We start from the raw sequence: 20,659 nt of genomic DNA, 5'->3' as shown, positions 1-20,659 counted from the left end.
ACCTACGAGTAAGGGTTCGAGAATAGCTGTGTAGCGCATTGCCACAGCGCACTTACCACTGGGTCTTGCAGCCTTTTTTGCTTGCAAATCAAGCCAATTTCAATTTCTTCAAGGCTACCTTTTGGTTCGACTTCTAAGTGTTGAACTTGATTTAAAAACGGGCTTTGTTCTAACACAATTTGCGGCACGCATGCGACCCCAAAACCTAAACTGGCCAATGCCACCATTGCTTCATGACCTGACACATGCGCATAAACTTTAGGCGTTAACTTTTGCCTCGCGCAAAAAGCATCAATACGCTCCTTTAACACACCATGCTCTGGCATAATAAAAGGGAGCTGCTCCCATAAGCTAGGCGTATTGAGGTGGCTATTAATCAGCTCACTTAGCGGGCAATCCATGGTAGGTGCTATGATCACTAGCTTTGATTTACCAAGTGGTAAATATGCAACTCCTTGCGGCAAATGCGATGGCGCAACCGCAACTGCAACATCTTCTTTGCCTGTTTGTACATGGTTAATAGAAAAAGCGGGATCGCCTGTATTAAGGTTTAACTCTATGGCTGGAAACTGCTTTCTAAAAACAGCAAATAAGTCATAAGTAAAACTATATGTGGCTGTTACCGAGCAATACATACTTAACTCACCGGTGAGCGGCCCGGCACTATCTTGACACTGGCCTTTAAACTGTCGCCACTTAGCCAGCGTTGCTTGGGCATAATCCACAAACGCCTTGCCATTAACCGTAAGCCTAACGCTGCGGTTATCACGTATAAATAGCTCCGTTCCTAGCTCTTGCTCAAGCTGTTTTATCTGTCGACTCAGAGTAGGAGCACTTACATGGCATTGCTCACTAGCACGCGCAAAGTGAAGCGTTTCTGCCAATGTTAAAAAATAGCCGAGCTGCTTGTGGTCCACATTTTACCTTTCAAAAAATGAAATACAGTAATTCAAATATATCATTTTACGTAATCAAAAACAGTACTTATGCTGAACACATAAACATTTCTAACAAACGCGAATTTATAAAGGTACTCACATGGCGAACTATTTCAATACACTTCCCTTAAGAGAGCAACTAGCTCAGTTAGCTCAGTGCGAATTTATGGACCCCAAAGAGTTTGACGGTGGTGTTAAAGAGTTAGAAGGCAAAAAGTTGGTTATTGTGGGCTGCGGCGCACAAGGTCTTAATCAAGGTTTAAACCTTCGAGACTCAGGCTTGAATGTTACTTATGCGTTGCGCGAATCTGCAATTAGCGAAAAACGCCAATCATTTTTAAACGCCTCTGAAAACGATTTTACCGTTGGCACCTACGACGAGCTGATCCCCACCGCCGATCTCGTACTTAACTTAACGCCTGACAAACAGCATACCGCAGTGGTTAACGCCGTGATGCCATTAATGAAACAAGGCGCAACACTTGCTTACTCACATGGCTTTAATATTGTTGAAGAAGGCATGCAAGTACGCAAAGACATCACTGTTATTATGGTGGCGCCAAAATGCCCAGGCACTGAAGTACGTGAAGAGTATAAACGTGGCTTTGGTGTACCAACATTAATTGCCATTCACCCAGAGAATGACCCTGAGGGTAAAGGCTTCGCACAAGCAAAAGCCTATGCAGCAGGCACTGGTGGCCATAAAGCAGGCGTATTGCACTCTTCGTTTATTGCTGAAGTAAAATCAGACTTGATGGGCGAACAAACTATCCTGTGTGGTATGTTGCAAACAGGGTCTTTGCTTTGTTTTGACAAAATGGTTGAGCAAGGCATTGAGGCAAGCTACGCATCAAAGCTTATTCAATATGGCTGGGAAATAATAACTGAAGCCTTAAAACATGGCGGCATTACCAACATGATGGACCGTCTATCAAACCCAGCCAAACTAAAAGCATTTGAGTTAAGCGAAGAGCTAAAGCAAATAATGCGCCCTCTCTACAACAAACATATGGACGACATCATCAGCGGCGAATTCTCAAAAGGTATGATGGCAGATTGGGCAGAAGACGACGCCAAACTTCTTTCATGGCGCGCAGACACCGCTAACACGGCATTTGAAAAACAACCAAACACTGAGCAAGAAATCTCTGAGCAAGTATTTTTTGACCAAGGTATTTTAATGGTTGCAATGGTTAAAGCTGGGGTTGAACTCGCATTTGAGACAATGACAGCAGCTGGGATCATTGACGAGTCTGCCTATTATGAGTCGCTGCATGAAACACCACTCATTGCCAATACCATTGCTCGTAAAAAACTATTTGAAATGAATAGAACAATTTCAGATACGGCTGAATATGGTTGTTACTTATATAACCATGCCTGTTTGCCCTTACTTAAACCATTTATGAGCAAGTTAAACACTGACGTGATTGGAAAAGGACTCGGCACTAGTGATAATTATGTAGATAATCAGTTGCTTATACAAGTAAATCATGCCATTCGTAATCACCCAGTCGAAAAAGTAGGTGAAACCTTACGTGGCTACATGTCAGCGATGAAAAAGATTGTTTAAGCCATCTCCCTAGGCAAGCGCACGTCAGGGAAAGCACCAACGCTTGGCTTGCTTTAATAGTTCGCTTGTTAGAAACCAAAGCCCATTAGCCTATGCAATGGGCTTTTTCTATATTCATATTACTATATTAACAATCGCCGTAATATAAGCTATTGAAAGAGTTTATAATTAGAATTTATTAACTACATCAGACCTATAAGCAAATAAACAGAAAAAATATGCCCCAATAATGGAGTATGCTAGAATATTTAATTCAGTTCGGTAAAAAGTGTAATTAAATGCGGATGTATAACCTATCTATTACCCAAAGGATCACCCTCCTTGGTAGCTTAATCGCAATTATTGTAGCCAGCGTTATTGGAGCAAAAGCGATTTATAGCGCTAAATCGATGACTGAAAAAAGGATGTTAGAGTCAGAACTCCCTAGCAAAGTAGAGAGTATAAACAAGTCAATTGCGCAGCAAATTTTGCAATTAAAAAACGCAGCACAACAACTATCAAGTAACCAGTTTATAACTGAGGTGGCCAAACAAGGTCAATTAGATGAGACCTTATTGGTAAATGAACTCAAGCGTATAACGCAACAGTATGATTTAGTAACCGCCTCGTGGGCCAACCGCAGCAGTGCACAATACTGGAATCAAAACGGATTTTTAAGAGTATTGAATCAACAGCAAGATGGCTGGTTTTTTACCTTTACGCAAAGCAGTGACCCGTTTTCTATTAGCATCTACCAAGAAGCACCTGATGATGTAAAAATGTTTGTTAACCATCAACAAACTAACGGTATCGGCTTAGCTGGTCTTGCCAAAAGTATAGATGACATGCAACGTATGCTCAGCAATATGACTATTGAAAAGACAGGGTTTGTATATGTGGTAAACGCACAAGGGCAAGTTCAACTTCACCCTGACGCCTCAAAAGTTGCCAAATCAAATCTAAGTGATTTTTATGGAGACAACGCAAGCCACACACTACTCAATGGTCGTCACTTTGCCGTGGATACAGTCAAACTCAATGGCCATGACACCATTATTGCCGCCAGCGCAATAGAACAGACAGATTTATATGTTATCGCACAAGTACCTGCCGATGAGGTGTTTGATGAAATCAATGCGCTGCAATGGCAAATTATTTTATTTGCATTAGTGACTGCGGTTATCGCCTGCTTTATCAGTTTATTGATGGCAAAAAACCTAAGTGCTCCACTGTCTAATATGGCTAAGCTATTCGCCCGCCTCGGAAGTGGTGATGCTAAATTGCATTATCGGGTGCCTGATTTGAAACAACCTGAATTGCAAGCCCTCGCAGATGGGTTTAATGAATTTATTTCCAAAATTGAAGCGGCTATCAAAATGGTTGCCAACGAAAGTCATGATATTCGCAACGCCAGTGAGCAAGTGTTTGAACAAAGCCACAATAACTCACAAGCATTAGATGAGCAAAAGTCGCAAACCATTTCGGTTGCTGCCGCGATTAACCAAATGGGTGCAACGGTACAAGAAATTGCAGGCAGCGCAAGTAACTCTGCAAAATTAACAGAGCAAAGTAAAGCGTCGTCAGAGCAGGGCCATCATCGTGTTCAGCAAAGTCAAAAAACATTGCAAACATTAGCGACAGATATTGATGCCATGGCACATGCAGTAGAAAAACTGGTAAACAAAACACAATCTATTGCAAACATTGTAGATGTTATTCGTGGGATCTCTGAACAAACTAACTTACTAGCGCTAAACGCAGCAATTGAATCAGCTCGAGCAGGTGAGCACGGAAGAGGCTTTGCGGTTGTTGCCGATGAAGTTCGCGCACTAGCAAGTAGAACATCAAATTCAACGGATGAAATACAAGCAACTATCAATGAGTTGACGCAAACATCTGATGCAATTGTCAATCAAATTAATCGCTCAAAGCAACAAGCTGAACAAAGTGTTGAGAGTATGCAAATCTCAGTAGACTTAATGGAAGATGTCACAGAGACGGCAAATCAAATAAACGATATGACCACCTTAATCGCTGCAGCGACTGAACAGCAAAGCAACGTAGTTGCTGATGTGGGCCGAAGCATTGAGCATATCAGTACCATCAGCGATGATGTAATGAGCGCGCAGCTCAATACCGAGCAATCCATTCAAGCGCTGGCTGACTCAGCCAAGTCACTGGACACCCTCGTAGCTAGCTTTGAACAACAGTAAATAAATTATTATGTTTGAAAAAAGCAGCTTAAACGCTGCTTTTTCACTTCAATATTACCTCCCCATACACCTACTCTGCGTTTATATCACTGAGTTTGAAAGCAAAGTTGAAATAATTTGTAACGTTTAAATCGAACAATATGTGTAAATTATGGTCTAAGATTAAATGAGTTAGCTATATGAGGGTAATAGTATGCAAAATTTGAAGTGTGCATTCGTCTTTGGTGCTCTTTACGTTAGTCTATTCTTTCTAACAGGTTGTAATAGTACTCAAAATGAAGTTAAGGTTAATACAGACCTAAGTAAAAACAGTTTTTTTGAAGAGCATCAGGTGGAAACACAAAGTGACGTTTTTCGCCTTGATAGTAAAGTAACCTCTAAACTTACCAGCTATTTTAATGATGGCCCCCCTCACCTATCACAAGCCCAAGCATTAATGCAATTTTTAGTTGATAATGGCGAAGCTTCACTCGCCTACCAATCAAACGCTAATTTAACCGCTTCTGAAGCGTTTAGCAATCTAAACGCAAACTGCTTATCATTGTCAATTTTAGCTTATAGTCTATCGGAATTTTTAGGGTTTGACGGGCATTTTCAGCGAGTTCATATCCCTGAATATTGGGACCAAACTCAAGGCTACAGTTTACTCACCGGCCATGTAAATCTAGTTGTTTCTGAAGCAAACCGCAGTCTCGGTGCTGCACATGTTTTATACAGCAAGCCCAAGTCAATAACGATTGATTTTGACCCAAATAGCCGAGAACAAAACTTCCCCGTATCCAGTATTTCAAAAAAACGTATTTTATCAATGTTTTATAGTAACAAAGGTGCAATGGCTTTAGTTAGAAAAGACTTTGACATGGCATATAGTTACTTTAAAGCAGCCATAAATACAGACCCTCAATATTCAGGCGCGTGGGGGAATTTAGCTATTGTATTTAGGGTTAATGGCTTTATGGAACAAGCAGAGGAAGTTTACCAACAAGCATTAGCGCTTAACCCTGGAAACAGCAATGTCTTAGGCAATCTCGCATTGCTTTACAAATTAACCAACCGAGAAGCCGCAGGTGAGCAAATTCTTGCTAGATTAGATAACAAACGTAAAAACAACCCATATTATCAAATAGTCAAAGGTAATGATGCACTTGAGGCCAATAAACTGTCTGATGCACTCGCGTACTTTCGCCAAGCTAAAAAGCTTGATAGTCAAATGCACGATAGTTACTTTGGCATGGCGAGAGTGTATTATTTAAGAGGTGAAATTGAGCTGGCGAAGCATTATTTATCTAAAGCATATAAGCAATCTAATTTTGTTCACGATCGTAACCGCTATCAAGGCAAGCTGCAATGGCTACAAGCAGTGGCTAAGAACTAGCCTGCTGTTATTACTATGTGTTGCTGTACAAGCAAAATCACATCAACTATATAGTGATCTAGCGACGCTTACCAGTCTACCTCATGCTGGAAGGGAAGCGGGTAGTGACAAACCTAATATTAGCGCTCAATTTTTATTTGAGCGCTTTTCTGAGCTTGGTTTGAATACTGAGTTTCAAAAATTTGCTTTCAAAGAAGGCTTTTTCTCCCAAGCGCATGGCCACAATGTCATAGCACAGTTGCCATGTAATACTTTACCTTGTGGCAAAGTGGTGGTGATTTCCGCTCATTATGATCACTTAGGCATAAATGGTAGCAAGATATATGCAGGAGCAAATGATAATGCCTCTGGCACAGCTGCACTGCTGACGATTGCCGAACAGCTTAAAAAAGCTGTACGTCATAGCCCTGTGGTATTGCTGGCAACCGATGCGGAAGAAAAAGGTCTGCATGGCGCAAAACACTTCGTTGCAACAATTGATAGTTTAGCTAAATATGCGCTTAATATTAATTTAGATATGCTAGCACTAAACAAAAAAAACACCCTGTATATTATGCAATCATCCGGTGCTCGTCCCTATACGCAAACATTATCAAAACTTAACAACAATAATTTCAAAGTAAAACTAGTCAGCGCTCAAAGGATGAAAAGGCAGCTCGGTGGCGGGCGAATTGACTGGTTAAGAGCCAGTGACCACTACGCATTCTATCGTGCTGGAATGCCTTATTTATATTTTGGCATGGGAGAGGATAAAAACCATCACAGTACTAAAGATACTCTACAAGCCATGGATTTTGAAAAGTATCAGCACGTTGTTATGTTCATCAGTGACTTTATAGTGGCATTACTGCGCTGCCCTTCAAAATGTACTAGCTGAATTTTTTGCACTTTAGACAATTTCTTAATTTGCCATTCCAATTTACTCGCTTGGCTCTTATTCCCCACTTCATAACTAAACACTAACCTCAATGGACCTTTTCCCTTCAAGTTTTTAGCGCCCTTCCCCGCTTCATGAGCCGCGACTCGTTCGAGCACGTTAGTTGTAATACCCGTATACCAATGACCAATCCGTGTCTCAACAATATAAATAGACCAATTATTTTTCTTTTTATACTGCTCTGTCATTTGAAAATGCTCATTATCAGAAACTTTTTATCGCTTGCATGGTCGAAGTTCGACAAGAAGCTTTACCTTCTGCTCTTAATCGGTATCATGCAAATAACATAAAATAAGGATACACAAATACATGCTGTCTAATAAATCCCTTTGCGTATGGCTCAGTGCTGTTGTAATTACTGTGATGCTATCTGGTTGCTCAAGCTGGGTATACCGCATCAACGTGCCACAAGGTAACTTTTTAGAGCAGTCAGATGTAGATAAACTACGTGTCGATATGACCCGCGAACAAGTTTTGTTTGTGCTTGGCACTCCTATCGCCAAAGACGCTTTTAACAACCAGCAATGGCACTACGCATATGTATATAATATTGATCGTAAGTCAGAGCAACGAAAATCATTTACGGTGCACTTTGATGGCGAAAAATTGAAAAAAATAAGTGGTGACTTCGATGAACCTGAATCTTTCAATATACCGCTAGATCAATAAGTTCAATATTTAAAAAGGGCCGATGTTGCCCTTTTTAAATATCACTCACTTTTAAGTTAACCGAGCGCCCTGCCACCGGTTATCTTGTTTGCCCTACCTTCTTCTTTTGCTTTTTCAGCTCTTTTGCGCCTTGCATCTTTGGGGTCTGCAATCAAAGGACGATATATTTCAACTCTATCACCTTCTTTGACAACTTGATGATTTTTAACCGTGCGATTCCAAATCCCGACGATTAACTTGGTCGCATCAATTTCAGGACACTTATCCAAAATACCAGACTGCATTACTACCTGCTCTGCTGATGTGCCTTCAGCCACATCAACCTCAAGGCAAACCGCTTTATGCGGCAAAGCAAATACAACTTCTACTTTGATCATTACCTGGCTCCATAAACTATCTTCGCACGTTGCGTAAAAGCAGAAACCATACTTTTCGCCACTTCGTTAAACACTTTACCAAATGCCATCTCGATTAACCTGCTGGCAAATTCAAATTCTAACTTTAAACTCACTTTACAAGCTTGCTCGTCCAGTTCAGTAAATTGCCAATGACCTTTTAATGATTTAAATGGCCCATCAACTAGTTGCATATGTACCGTTGTACCATCAAAGCTATTTTCCGTGGTAAACCACTTTTTAAGCCCTGCTTTTGAAATTTCTAAACTGGCAGTCATACCACCTTCAGCTGCTTGGATAATTTTTGCATCTGAGCAATGAGGTAGAAATATTGGATAAGCATCTACATCGTTGACTAACTCAAACATCTCTTGGGTGCTATACATCACCAATGCACTTTTTTCTATTTGTGGCATAGTTACTCCAATTCATTTGCGCCGATTTTAGCAAGCTTTTTAAAAATTATCTTGTCTGCAGTACCTCACTAAGCGAAAATAAGGCGCAAAATTAAAAAAGCACTGTTTTCTGCTCTCTTTTCTAGGTAAACTAGGCCATTATGGCAAAGAAAAAATCATCTAAATCAACAAGCAATACTATCGCGCTCAATAAAAAAGCGCGTCATGAGTATTTTTTAAGCGACAAATTCGAAGCGGGTGTCGAACTACAAGGCTGGGAAGTTAAAAGTATCCGAGCTGGCAAAGTTAATATTTCCGATACTTACATTCATTTAAAAAATGGCGAAGCTTTTCTACTTGGCAGTCAAATTCAGCCTTTAAATAGCGCATCTACGCACGTAATTTGTGATCCTATGCGTTATCGTAAGCTGTTGCTGAATAAGCGCGAAATTGACCGACTTGTGGGCGCAACAGAGCGAGAGGGGTTTTCCCTTATAGCCACCGCCATGTATTGGAAAAAGTGTTGGGTTAAACTTGAATTCCACTTGGCCAAAGGTAAAAAAATGCATGATAAGCGTGCTGATACCAAAGATAAAGATTGGTCTCGTGAAAAAGAACGCTTAATGAAACACAAAGCAAGATAAAACAAAAAGCCTCATACATATTGAGGCTTTTTTAATCATTCAAATTCATAGCACTTGTATTTTTATAATAAAAAGCCCCGCTTCAATGCGAGGCTCTATACGCTAAGTTTAGGGTCTGTTGATCTTTGCTGTGTGTTTTTGCAGCAGTCATTCGGGGGTTTTGGCAAGGCAGAGCCTACGTCGCATAGTTATTCTATGTCAGCTAGGTGATAACGCAGAAAAAATCCCCGAATGGCGCTGCCCAAAGGGTTCAACCATAGGCTTCCACTACTTTGTCATTCGCAACTGACATAAACTATTATGCTGCATTGCTCATTTTGCGTAATGAAAGCCTTTGATTTGAACAAAATTCATACCTCAAAGTTCAACAGACCCTAGGTTTAGCCTTTATACTTTTGCATCACTAACGTAGCGTTTGTGCCACCAAAACCGAAGCTATTTGACATCACAGTATTGAGTTCAACATCACGACGCTCGGTAACAACATCCAAGCCTTGCGCTTGTTCATCAAGTTCATCAATATTAATTGATGGCGCAACAAAACTATTTTCTAACATAAGTAATGAGAAAATAGCTTCATGAACACCCGCAGCACCTAGCGCGTGGCCAGTCATTGCCTTAGTCGCACTAATTGCTGGTGAGTTGCTACCAAATAACTCTTGAATAGCACTTAGCTCTTTAACGTCACCCACTGGGGTTGATGTGCCATGTGTATTGAGATAATCAACAGGTCCTTCAACACCTTGCAGTGCTTGTTTCATACAACGTACAGCGCCTTCACCTGAAGGTGCAACCATATCGTAACCATCTGATGTTGCACCATAGCCAACTATTTCAGCATAAATATGTGCGCCACGAGCTAACGCATGCTCTAGCTCTTCAACCACAACAATACCGCCACCACCAGAGATGACAAAGCCATCACGGTTTGCATCATAAGTACGAGACGCTTGCTCTGGTATGTCGTTATACTTAGTTGATAACGCTCCCATAGCATCAAACTCCATGGCTAAAGTCCAATGCAGCTCTTCACCACCTCCGGCAAAAATAACATCTTGCTTACCTAGCTGAATTTGCTCAACAGCGTTGCCAATACAATGTGCTGAAGTGGCACACGCAGAGCTAATTGAATAGTTTACACCTTTGATTTTAAAAGGCGTTGCTAAACACGCGGAAGTCGTACTTGCCATGGTACGAGGCACCATATAAGGACCAACCCGCTTAACACCTTTTTCACGTAAAATATCAGCGGCTTCAACTTGGTATTTTGATGAACCACCACCTGACCCGACGATAAGTCCTGTACGCTCGTTAGATACTTGTTCCGGTGCTAGGCCTGAATCTTCAACTGCCTGAGCCATTGAGATATATGAAAATGCAGCCGCGTCACCCATAAAGCGATGCGCCTTACGATCAACAAACTGTTTCACATCAATATCAAGGTTGCCAGAGACGTTACTGCGCAAGTTATAGTCAGCAAACTCTTGATTAAATACAATACCACTTTTGCCAGCTTTTAAAGACTCTAGTACTTCTTGCTTATTGTTGCCGATGCTAGATACAACACCGATCCCCGTAATAACGGCTCTTCTCATGGGTAAATTCCCTTAATCTTTACTAAATTGCGGCTATTCTACGCTGAAAAGACTCACTAAGTGGTCAGCTTTCCAGCGTACACACGTACTCTGAATTAATTTTGCAAAAATTACAACGGACTTAGGCAAATAAAACACGTAAAATATAGCAAATATTTTTGCTCTGATGTTGTTGTATATGATTAAAAACGCACAAATTCACTTTAATGATATGGGGACACCCGTTGCTGATGACTTCGATGATGTTTATTTCTCCAATGATGATGGATTGGCAGAATCTCACTACGTGTTTTTTGGCCAAAATCGAATCGCGTCGCGTCTGATCAATTATAAGCAAAAGCAGTTTGTTATCGCTGAAACCGGGTTTGGTACAGGCCTTAACTTTCTCAACACATGGCAACAATATGTGCTGCTCAAACCAAAGCATAGTTTACCTCGGTTACATTTTATTTCATTTGAAAAGTATCCAATTAATCACGCTGACTTAGTCACTGCTTTGGATGCATGGCCGACGTTGGCTGAATATACACAACAATTGTGTGACCAATACCCAATTGCACTGGCCGGTTGCCATCGACTTGAGTTTGAGAATGGCCAAATTACACTCGATTTATGGTTTGGTGATGTACATGACTCCATTCCTAACATCAGCTGTCAAGCATCAGGCATCGTAGATGCATGGTACTTAGACGGTTTTGCTCCGAGTAAAAATCCAGATATGTGGCAACAGTCACTCTTCGATGCCATGGCAAACCTCAGCCGCAGCGGTGCATCGTTTGCCACTTTTACTGCAGCTGGCTTTGTTCGCCGAGGCCTACAGCAAGCAGGGTTTGACTGCCAAAAAGTTAAAGGCTATGGCCGTAAGCGAGAAATGGTCATAGGCACACTAAAACAAGCCAATAACTATGCTAGTACGCCGGCGTATTACACAACAACACCTTCAGCTATGGACAATGTTGCCATTATCGGTGGTGGCATTGCCAGTGCATGCATCTCTTATCATTTGAGTAAACGCAACATTGAAAGTACACTTTTTTGCCAAGATGATGGCTTAGCAAAAGGTGCCTCTCACAATCGCCAAGGTGCGGTTTACCCAAATCTACAAGCTGATTGCAATCCGCCAAGCGAGTTCTACGCACATACTTTTTTATACGCAGCACGCTTTTATCAAAATATTTCGGCTCAGGGCTTTAGCTTTGAACACGATTGGTGTGGTGTATTACTACAAGCTTTTAATGAGGCAAAATACGCGCAACAGCAAAATCTAGTCGAAAAAAATCAATGGCCAAACGCACTTATTAGACCACTTGACGCACAACAAGCAAGTACGATTGCCGGTGTAAAACTTCCGTATTCGGGACTGTTCATTGAACAAGCAGGATGGGTCGACCCTGCGCAACTGACACAAGCAATATTCAGTGCCGCAGAGCACTTAAGACAAGGACAAGTTCACTTTAATACTGATATAGAACGACTAGAAAAAACGCCCGATGGTTGGATGCTACACACATTAAAAAACACTTTTGGACCATTTAGTGACGTGTTTGTATGTGCAGGAGAACACAGTGACCGTTTTGAACAAACTCAGTCTTTACCGTTACAAGGTGTACGAGGCCAAGTATCTCACATACATGCTGGCGGCGTTTCTTCACAACTTAAAACCATACTTTGCCACAAAGGTTACTTTACCCCAGCACATGAAGAAATTCATTGCATGGGTGCCACATTTGAGAAAGACACCAAAAGTCGCGCAGTTACAGAACAAGACAACCAAACCAACCGCAGCCAATTAGATAAATTCTACGCCAATAGCGATTTTGCCAAGAGTTTAGGAAATATCGCTGGAGCAAAAGCTGCGGTGCGCTGTTGTTTTGCCGATCATATCGCCATGTTAGGGCAAGTACCTGAACAAGATGACTTAATAGCCACCTATAGCAACCTACGTAAAGGTAAGCATTATGGCTTTACACCATTACAACAACCACACCAAGGACTTTATGTGGTAACGGGGTTTGGTGCTAGAGGTTTATGCACGGCACCCTTAGCAACTGAGCACCTGATCTCTAGTTTATGCAACGAACCGCGACCATTAAGTGAACGCGTACATCAAGCCATCCATCCAAATCGCTTTATTGTGCGGGACCTGATCCGCAATAAAATATAGCTTTCGTCAAAAACAAACGCCGCATCAAGTGCGGCGTTATAAGTTTAAAGCATAGTCTCATCATATTTACGGCCGAGATATTTGAATTACAACACGGCGGTTGCGATTGCGACCAATTTCATTGTCATTGGGTGCAACGTGGCGCTTTTCTCCAAAGCCCTCAGTAACTATCCTATCTGCTTCAACACCTTTACCCGTCATATAGTCTTTAATCGCTTTAGCACGTTTACGAGACAACTCCATATTAGTCCAGCGCCCGCCATGACTGTCGGTGTAAGCTGCAATATAAATCGTTTCAATATTAGGGTCATTATTAAGATACTCCCCAATCATATCTAGGCGTTTTCGTGATGATTTTGTTAACTCGCTAGAGTTCTTTTTATAGTTCATCACAGTAAAAGAAATATCTTCAAAGCTGTAAGGTAACAAATTGTCTCTACATTGCAAGAACGCCCAATATGCTTGTTGAAAATTAACAGATGACAACGCGACAGCTATTTTATCTTGGCTATTTTGCCAATCTTTGTAATAAAACGTTGGAAAGTACCCTTTTTCTAACTCACTTAGCATTTCCCATGACATGCGATTATCGAGTTCACCATCAAATTTTTTCAGCAGTTGCATACGGCCAATATCGCGGGCGGGCACTCCCGCACGCCATACCGGAGGTACAGACTGTAAACCAGAAAAATCATAAGTTTCTGGCCGAACTACCATATCTAGATTAAATGTAAGGTCTTTATTTTTACTCGCCATAACACTAAATATAGCTTCCCCATAATAGGGGATTTCATGATTTAAGGTGCATGATAGTTGTGCTGTTTTATCTACTTCCCAATGAGACGTATCAGCATCTGCGCTATACTGTCGCATTGCAGCATGAGATTGCCCCACCAACGCAAATAATATAGCTACTCCAAAAATATTAAACCTTATGCTCACCGCTCTACTCCGCTTTGCCAATTATTTGTCATGGCGTTACAACCCCAGCTAAAATAATGCAATAACTATGCCTGAAGGCCCTTAATTTACTCAAACTCTGGTTCGCATATTTGTACGCACCTTGTATAATGGGCAGCTCAAATTTAGCAACTAATAAGATTATGGCAGATCAAGAGCAAACTCTATACTCACAACGTTTTCGAGGCTTCTTTCCTGTAGTTATCGACGTAGAAACCGCAGGCTTTAATAAAGATACTGACGCCCTGTTAGAAATCGCTGTTACCACTTTAAAAATAGATGATGAAGGCGTATTCAGTTTAGATCAAACCCTACACTTTCACATTGCCCCTTTTGAAGGTGCTAATATCGAGCAATCAGCTATTGAGTTTAATGGAATTGACCCATTTTCACCACTTCGCGGTGCCATTGCAGAAGACGACGCCATCAAAGATATTTGTAAAATGGTGAGAAAAGCACAAAAAGCCGCTGGGTGTTCTCGTTCAGTTATTGTTGCACATAACGCAGCTTTTGATCATGGTTTTTTAAATGCAGCTATTACACGCAATAATATTAAACGCACGCCTTTTCATCCATTTGTGAGCTTTGACACGACTTCATTAGCAGGGTTAGCGTTAGGTCAAACGGTATTAGCCAAAGCGTGTCGAGCAGCGGGAATTGAGTTTGATAATAGCCAAGCACATTCTGCACTGTATGATACAGAGCGTACCGCTGAGCTATTTTGTTTCATTGTTAATCGATGGCAAGCTCTGGGCGGCTGGCCTTTGCCTGCAATTGAACAAATCGATAACGACCCAGCTGAGCAACCTAAGAAAAGTTAACTTAAACTACACCGTTTATAAATCTCTTCACTTTTAAAAGTGAAGAGATTGCTTCTCTAATCACGCTTATCGAGCAACTTTTTATGGTTCTCACATGCCTGTTGATTGTATCCCACACACGCAATTTGATAATAATATTTAGCATCATCAATACTTTTGCTTACTCCATGGCCCTGCTGATAAAGCTGTGCCAAACTGAAACAACTCTCAGTTTGTTTTCGTGACTCACAGGCCTGCGTATACAGCTCAATAGCACGTTTAAGGTTTTGACCCACGCTAAGGCCGCTTTGATAAGCTTGCGCTAGGTAGTTACACGCATCCATGTTTTTAAGTTGACACGCTTTATCAAACAACTGATTCGCCCGCTGATTATTCACACCAATCAAATCCCCACTACGATAAATTAAAGCTAATTTAATACACGCCTTAGCAACTGATTCATCACATACTTGCTGATAAAGCGACTGTGCTTTATCTATATTTTTGTCTACTCCAGCGCCTTGTAAGTACATAGTTGCCAAATAAAATTTACTCATTTTATGACCTTTCTGAGCTGCTTGTTCAAAATATTTAAAAGCAACACGGTCGTCTTTTTCAATTGCCAACCCATTACGAAAGTGTATTCCTAGGCTAAATAGGCAATTGCTATTTCCAGCTAGTGAACACAATGAGTACCAAGAGCCCGCCAAACGATGGTCTTGCTCAACTACATCACCAATACTATGGTAATAACCCAATCTCCATTGTGACTGTGCATGATGCACTAAAGCCGCTTTTTGAAACGCTAAGTATGCCGCTATTTTATCTGGCTTATCAAATAAACCATTTTGTAAAGCGATCCCCTTTAAATAAAACGCATTAGGATAATATTGCTCTGTTGCCTTATCGAGCCATAGCTGAGCTTGCTGCCAAGCTTTTGAACCTTTCTCGGCACTTGCTAATAGCATCCTAGCGTAGCTTGTTTGTGCTGGTGCAAAACCAGTTTGAGCCAATTTTTTCAGCTGCGCTATCTGTACTTCTTGCTCAATATTTTGAGATTCAATTAACTGGTAAAATTTGGCTGGAGCGCTATCGTAATCAATTGCTTTACGAAGGTACTCACTGTCTAATAAGCGTCCCCTTTGACGATTTAAGGTCCTTTCAATTGCGGTAAGTTTGTACCAAACATCCCCCAAAGAGAGCCCTTGTCGCGCTAAAATAATATACTCAGAAGCAGTGTCAGGGCTTTTTACTACTCCTGCTCCTTCTAAGTAAATGTAGGTCAAAGCAACGTAAGCATTCATATAACCAAGACTGGCGCTGCTACGAAAATATTCGCCACATGGCTTGTCAAAATCATGCTCTGTTTCGCCTGTTAAACAAAGCATACCGAGCCTGTAGAATGCAACTGCACTATTTTGCTGTGCTACGTTTTGGTATAAAGAAATCGCTTGCGGCCATTTTTTTAACTCAGCGAGGTGTCCTGCCTTCGCTATTTTCGCGATTATATTATCTGATACAACTAATGAATCGATAACGGATAGTTCAAGATGATTACCCAAACCTGAAAAAGGATACTGTAAGCCAAGCACACCATGAATAAATTTACTGTTTTCAAAGTAGATCTCTTTTTGGCGACCGGTCGTAATATCATTTACCACATACACCAAATAAATTGCTTGATTCTGATGTGATAAACTAGCATACCCATCTACCACTTGATAATTTGATAGCTCTATAAAGTCACTCGCATCATCCCAAGTTGTAACTTGATAAGCTGAGTAATAATGTTGCCCATTACCACTTGCTTTAATTCCAGCTAACAGAAATTCAACTGCACCACGATGAAACTCTGCCTTACTTTGTATATTGGCTGATTGATAGCAAGACTGCGCAGATAAATGGGGCTTTATAGATAAAAAGTTACGCTGCGTTAGTGCAAACCAATCAACTTCCGTACACGCAATTTCTTGGTTCGTAATACTGGCTAACGTATTACGATACACCAAATCATGATCACCAATTGAATGCACATAACTTGAGTTAACAAAACTAAGCAATAAGGATTCGTATGTCACCTTATTGGGCTGCTCAGCAAATTGCTGTACACGCATTTTGTATTTTTCGTCATTGGGGTTATTTAACTGAGATGTACTTTTACAGCCACTGAGCAAAAAAATCACCAACAACATGGCAAAAAAAGGGGGATAAAATAATAATTTCATTGTTTTTTATATAAGAAGTTAAGGAAACTGATTATTGTAGCTAAGTATATCCATTAGCTTGATCAACATAGTAGCATTGATTTAATTATGAAAACAGAAACATACTAATTGGATGAAAACAAAAAAGCCGCTATTAAGCGGCTTTTTCACATAATGGACGTTTTTGAAAATTACAAAAACTGCCCCAATACTTTAACTTGGTCAATCATACGGTTTGAGAAACCCCATTCGTTATCGTACCAAGCCATTACTTTAACTAATTTACCATTTGCTTTAGTCTGCGCTGCGTCAAATACTGATGACGCTGGGTTATGGTTAAAGTCGATAGATACAAGCGGTAATTCATTGTATTCAAGAATACCTGCCATTGCGCCTTCAGCAGCTGCCTTAACTACTTGGTTAACTTCTTCAGTCGTGGTATCGCGCTTAGCTATAAAGGTAAAATCAACCAACGAAACGTTCACTGTTGGTACACGTACGGCCATGCCATCCAATTTACCAGCAAGCTCAGGCAATACTAACCCAACTGCTTTTGCAGCACCCGTTTTAGTCGGGATCATGGATTGAGTTGCACTACGTGCACGATACAAATCTTTGTGATAAACATCACACAGGTTTTGATCATTAGTGTAAGCATGTATGGTAGTCATGCTGCCTTGCTCAATACCAATTACATCATGCAATGCTTTTGCAACCGGTGCTAAGCAATTTGTAGTGCAAGAAGCATTTGAAATAATGTGGCTTTGTGCAGTTAAAACTTCGCTGTTCACACCATGAACAACGGTTGCGTCCATATCTGTACCTGGTGCTGACACAATCACTTTTTTTGCGCCCGCTTCAATATGCTTTGCAGCTGTTTCTCTTGATGTAAAAATACCCGTACATTCAAGAACAATATCAACGTTCAACGCTTTCCATGGTAAATTTGCAGGGTCACGCTCTTGCGTTAAGGTAATTTCATCTTTGCCAACCACTAACGTATTATCATGCAAGCTAACCGTTTGATTAAAGCGACCATGTACAGAATCAAACTGCGTTAAGTGTGAATTAACATGTGCTGGCGCTAAATCGTTAATTGCAACGATTTTAATTTGCTCATTTTGACCAGACTCATAAAGCGCTCGTAAAACATTGCGGCCAATGCGGCCATAGCCATTAATTGCGACGTTGATCATGCTGCGATTCCCCTTGATTATTTAACTTCACTTGCTTGTTTTGCAAGCGCTTCAATGGCTTGCCAGTCTTTGTTAGCGATTAGCTGTTTATCTAACATCCAAGTGCCGCCAACACAAATTACATTATTTAACGCCAAATACTTCGGCGCACTTTCAAGCGTTATTCCCCCTGTCGGGCAAAACGTGATGTGTGGTAAAGGACCACCTATTGACTTGAGCATCGCTGCTCCGCCTGCCGCTTCTGCTGGGAAAAACTTTAAAAACTTAAAACCATACGATGATAATTTCATTACTTCGCTGGGTGTTGCTGCACCCGGTAAAAATGGTATATCAGACTCTTTTGCCAGTGCTAGTAATTCATCGTTGACACCCGGGCTGACCATAAAATCAGCACCCGCAGCAACTGATGCTTCAAAAGTTGCTTTATCCACGACAGTGCCAGTACCAACATAAGCGTCTGGAACCGTCTCTTTCATGATTTTTACCGCTTGCGCTGCAACTGGAGTACGCAAAGTGATCTCTAATGCTTTTAAGCCACCATTGTACAAAGCTTGAGCTAATGGAGCCGCATCATCTAAGTTGTCGATGACGACCACAGGGACCACTGGTGCCGATGATAAAATCTTTTCTATGCTCATAACCTTCCTCATTCCCAATGCACTTATTATTCTTCTAGACCAAATGCACTTGCACCTAAGTCTGCACTACTCACTATATTTCTAAAACCAGTAAACAACTCACGTCCTGTACCAAATGTCATTTCAGGTTGCGTTAGTTGTGCCTCGCGTTTAGCCAATTCTTCATCAGATACATGTACTTTTAATACGCCTGCAGGGGCATCTAAAGTCACTAAGTCGCCTTCTTGAATTTTGGCAATCACGCCGCCCTCAACCGCCTCTGGTGCTAAATGAATAGCCGCAGGGACTTTACCAGACGCCCCTGACATACGACCGTCGGTTACAATTGCCACTTTAAAACCCTGATCCTGTAGTGTTGCCATCACTGGAGTAAGCTTATGCAGCTCTGGCATTCCTTTAGCTTTGGGGCCTTGCTCTTTAAGCACTGCGATAAAATCTTGGTTCAGTTCACCGTTTGCAAACGCTTCTTGTAAAGCACTTTGTGAACTGAATACTTTGGCTGGCGCACTCACTACGCGATGCTGCTCAAGTACTGCTGATACCTTAATAACTGCTTTGCCTAAGTTACCAGTCAGTAGTTGTAAGCCACCTTGTTTACTAAATGGATTGCTCACAGGACGTAATACTTCTTCATCAAGGGAGTGTTCAGGACATGGTATCCATTTCACTTTGCTAGGGCCTGAACTATCGGTCATAATCACTTGCGAATCATCTGCCAATACAGGCTCTTGGGTATAGGCATCTAGCCCTTCACCTACAATGGTTTTAACATCATTGTGCAAAAACCCTGAATCTCTAAGCTCTCGCATCAAAAAGCCCATACCACCAGCTGCTTGGAAGTGATTAACATCTGCAGAACCATTAGGGTAAATACGGGTAAGCAATGGCACAACTTCTGATAAGTCTGCCATATCTTTCCATGTAATTTGTACGCCTGCGGCTTTAGCCATTGCCACTAAATGAATAGCATGATTAGTCGAACCACCCGTTGACAATAAGCCAACTAAACCGTTAATAACCGTTTTCTCGCTCACCACTTCAGCTAAACAATTCGCATCTTTGCTTTGTATTAGCTGCTTTAACATTTGCTCAACGGCATTGCCTGTTAGGCCATCTCTTAACTCTGTATATGGGTTAATGAAAGAGCTACCTGGCAGATGCAAACCCATGATTTCCATCAACATTTGATTTGAATTAGCCGTACCATAGAAAGTACATGTACCGGCACTGTGATAAGAAGCGCTTTCTGCTTCTAACAGCTCTTCACGGCTTACTAAGCCTTGCGCAAACTTTTGACGTACGCGCGCTTTCTCTTTATTCGGTATACCCGATTGCATCGGTCCCGCAGGTAAGAAATAAACTGGTAAGTGACCAAATGATAATGCACCAATTAATAACCCTGGGACAATTTTGTCACATACACCCAAGCAAAAAACACCATCAAATACATCATGCGATAAGGCCACTGCCGTAGACATCGCAATGACATCACGTGAAAACAGCGATAACTCCATGCCATCACGGCCCTGTGTTACGCCATCACACATAGCAGGCACACCACCAGCAACTTGTGCTGTTGCATCATATTTTTGTGCGATTTGTTTTATCAAATCTGGAAATTCTTTATAAGGTACGTGGGCCGACAGCATGTCGTTATAAGAATTGATAATTGCTAAATTAGGCTGCTCATCTGCTTTTAGGCGCTCTTTGTCTGCACTTGAGCATGCCGCCATTACGTGAGCTATGTTGCCACATCCAAGGCCAGCTCTAACACGCGTTTGTTTTTTTGCTTTTTCGATGCGGTCTAAATAGGCTTTACGTGTTCCTTGACTACGCTCAATAACACGTTCGGTGACTTTTTTAATTTGAGGATGCAACATATATTCGACTCATTCTCTATAGGTTTAGAGGAAAAAGGCTCAGCGCGATTAAAGACTCCACTCCAATACTTACACTGAGCACATTTTGATTTACCCGTTCAAAG

18 protein-coding genes are annotated in these 20,659 nt (G+C 41.3%); 8 read left to right on the top strand and 10 right to left on the bottom strand.

The genetic code is table 11. The annotated features are described in order from the left end of the window. Positions 1 to 2: 2 nt before the first annotated feature. Positions 3 to 917 carry an HTH-type transcriptional activator IlvY gene (gene ilvY, locus OCI93_RS03305; protein WP_261593385.1) on the bottom strand — a complete coding sequence of 305 codons (915 nt, stop codon included), beginning with the start codon at positions 915 to 917 and terminating at the stop codon, positions 3 to 5. A 121-nt stretch (positions 918 to 1,038) separates the two neighbouring features. Here ilvY and ilvC point away from each other — a divergent pair, with 121 nt between their 5' ends. The 4 genes from ilvC (at position 1,039) to OCI93_RS03285 (ending at position 6,955) form a co-directional block, all read left to right on the top strand. Next, the gene (gene ilvC, locus OCI93_RS03300) at positions 1,039 to 2,511 is read left to right on the top strand and encodes a ketol-acid reductoisomerase (RefSeq protein ID WP_261625773.1); all 1,473 of its coding nucleotides are present in this window, start codon (positions 1,039 to 1,041) and stop codon (positions 2,509 to 2,511) included. A gap of 278 nt (positions 2,512 to 2,789) precedes the next feature. Then, positions 2,790 to 4,703, top strand: a complete 1,914-nt coding sequence (locus OCI93_RS03295) for a methyl-accepting chemotaxis protein (protein ID WP_261593383.1) — start codon at positions 2,790 to 2,792, stop codon at positions 4,701 to 4,703. Positions 4,704 to 4,896: 193 nt separating this feature from the next. Further along, positions 4,897 to 6,078 carry a tetratricopeptide repeat protein gene (locus OCI93_RS03290; protein WP_261625772.1) on the top strand — a complete coding sequence of 394 codons (1,182 nt, stop codon included), beginning with the start codon at positions 4,897 to 4,899 and terminating at the stop codon, positions 6,076 to 6,078. After that, complete coding sequence (locus OCI93_RS03285) at positions 6,014 to 6,955, top strand: M28 family peptidase (RefSeq protein WP_261625771.1); 942 nt, start codon at positions 6,014 to 6,016, stop codon at positions 6,953 to 6,955. The genes OCI93_RS03290 and OCI93_RS03285 overlap by 65 nt, the downstream gene beginning before the upstream one ends. Here the strand turns inward: OCI93_RS03285 and OCI93_RS03280 are convergent. Next, positions 6,883 to 7,203: a GIY-YIG nuclease family protein gene (locus OCI93_RS03280; protein ID WP_261593380.1), complete on the bottom strand. Its 321-nt coding sequence runs from the start codon at positions 7,201 to 7,203 to the stop codon at positions 6,883 to 6,885. The genes OCI93_RS03285 and OCI93_RS03280 overlap by 73 nt on opposite strands. A 121-nt stretch (positions 7,204 to 7,324) precedes the next feature. Between OCI93_RS03280 and OCI93_RS03275 the strand changes: the two genes are divergently transcribed. Then, entirely contained in the window at positions 7,325 to 7,684 is a 360-nt protein-coding gene (locus tag OCI93_RS03275) for an outer membrane protein assembly factor BamE (RefSeq protein WP_261593378.1), read from the top strand. 56 nt (positions 7,685 to 7,740) lie between these two features. Here the strand turns inward: OCI93_RS03275 and OCI93_RS03270 are convergent, their stop codons facing one another. After that, a complete protein-coding gene (locus tag OCI93_RS03270; RefSeq protein WP_261593377.1) occupies positions 7,741 to 8,061 on the bottom strand; it encodes an RnfH family protein in 321 nt (106 codons plus the stop codon). Then, positions 8,061 to 8,495 (bottom strand): type II toxin-antitoxin system RatA family toxin, encoded by a 435-nt coding sequence (locus tag OCI93_RS03265; protein ID WP_261593376.1) that lies wholly within the window; start codon positions 8,493 to 8,495, stop codon positions 8,061 to 8,063. Before OCI93_RS03265 ends, OCI93_RS03270 begins: the two co-directional genes overlap by 1 nt. Before the next feature lie 140 nt (positions 8,496 to 8,635). Here OCI93_RS03265 and smpB point away from each other — a divergent pair, with 140 nt between their 5' ends. After that, on the top strand, positions 8,636 to 9,118 hold the full coding sequence (gene smpB / locus OCI93_RS03260) for an SsrA-binding protein SmpB (RefSeq protein WP_261593375.1): 483 nt from the start codon (positions 8,636 to 8,638) through the stop codon (positions 9,116 to 9,118). Positions 9,119 to 9,498: 380 nt separating this feature from the next. On the opposite strand, the gene fabB is transcribed toward smpB, so the two are convergent. Next, positions 9,499 to 10,713 carry a beta-ketoacyl-ACP synthase I gene (gene fabB, locus OCI93_RS03255; protein ID WP_261593374.1) on the bottom strand — a complete coding sequence of 405 codons (1,215 nt, stop codon included), beginning with the start codon at positions 10,711 to 10,713 and terminating at the stop codon, positions 9,499 to 9,501. A gap of 178 nt (positions 10,714 to 10,891) precedes the next feature. Here fabB and mnmC point away from each other — a divergent pair, with 178 nt between their 5' ends. Continuing rightward, positions 10,892 to 12,877, top strand: a complete 1,986-nt coding sequence (mnmC, locus tag OCI93_RS03250) for a bifunctional tRNA (5-methylaminomethyl-2-thiouridine)(34)-methyltransferase MnmC2/FAD-dependent 5-carboxymethylaminomethyl-2-thiouridine(34) oxidoreductase MnmC1 (protein WP_261593373.1) — start codon at positions 10,892 to 10,894, stop codon at positions 12,875 to 12,877. A gap of 66 nt (positions 12,878 to 12,943) precedes the next feature. On the opposite strand, the gene OCI93_RS03245 is transcribed toward mnmC, so the two are convergent. After that, positions 12,944 to 13,813 (bottom strand): OmpA family protein, encoded by an 870-nt coding sequence (locus tag OCI93_RS03245; RefSeq protein WP_261593427.1) that lies wholly within the window; start codon positions 13,811 to 13,813, stop codon positions 12,944 to 12,946. 167 nt (positions 13,814 to 13,980) lie between these two features. On the opposite strand from OCI93_RS03245, the gene rnt reads away from it, so the two are divergent. Next, positions 13,981 to 14,658, top strand: coding sequence for a ribonuclease T (gene rnt / locus OCI93_RS03240; protein ID WP_261625770.1), 678 nt, complete (start codon positions 13,981 to 13,983; stop codon positions 14,656 to 14,658). A 56-nt stretch (positions 14,659 to 14,714) separates the two neighbouring features. Here rnt and OCI93_RS03235 read toward each other — a convergent pair whose 3' ends face one another. From OCI93_RS03235 to edd, 4 genes are all read right to left on the bottom strand, one after another. Then, positions 14,715 to 16,862, bottom strand: a complete 2,148-nt coding sequence (locus OCI93_RS03235) for a tetratricopeptide repeat protein (RefSeq protein ID WP_261625769.1) — start codon at positions 16,860 to 16,862, stop codon at positions 14,715 to 14,717. A 170-nt stretch (positions 16,863 to 17,032) separates the two neighbouring features. Continuing rightward, positions 17,033 to 18,037, bottom strand: coding sequence for a type I glyceraldehyde-3-phosphate dehydrogenase (gene gap / locus OCI93_RS03230; RefSeq protein WP_261593370.1), 1,005 nt, complete (start codon positions 18,035 to 18,037; stop codon positions 17,033 to 17,035). 17 nt (positions 18,038 to 18,054) lie between these two features. After that, positions 18,055 to 18,675, bottom strand: a complete 621-nt coding sequence (gene eda, locus OCI93_RS03225; RefSeq protein WP_261593369.1) for a bifunctional 4-hydroxy-2-oxoglutarate aldolase/2-dehydro-3-deoxy-phosphogluconate aldolase — start codon at positions 18,673 to 18,675, stop codon at positions 18,055 to 18,057. A gap of 26 nt (positions 18,676 to 18,701) precedes the next feature. Next, positions 18,702 to 20,555 (bottom strand): phosphogluconate dehydratase, encoded by a 1,854-nt coding sequence (gene edd / locus OCI93_RS03220; protein ID WP_261593368.1) that lies wholly within the window; start codon positions 20,553 to 20,555, stop codon positions 18,702 to 18,704. Positions 20,556 to 20,659 lie beyond the last annotated feature (104 nt).

Source organism: Pseudoalteromonas holothuriae, from assembly GCF_945859825.1.
In the GTDB taxonomy this organism is placed as follows: domain Bacteria; phylum Pseudomonadota; class Gammaproteobacteria; order Enterobacterales; family Alteromonadaceae; genus Pseudoalteromonas; species Pseudoalteromonas holothuriae.
This window is presented reverse-complemented; position numbering and strand designations above follow the sequence as displayed.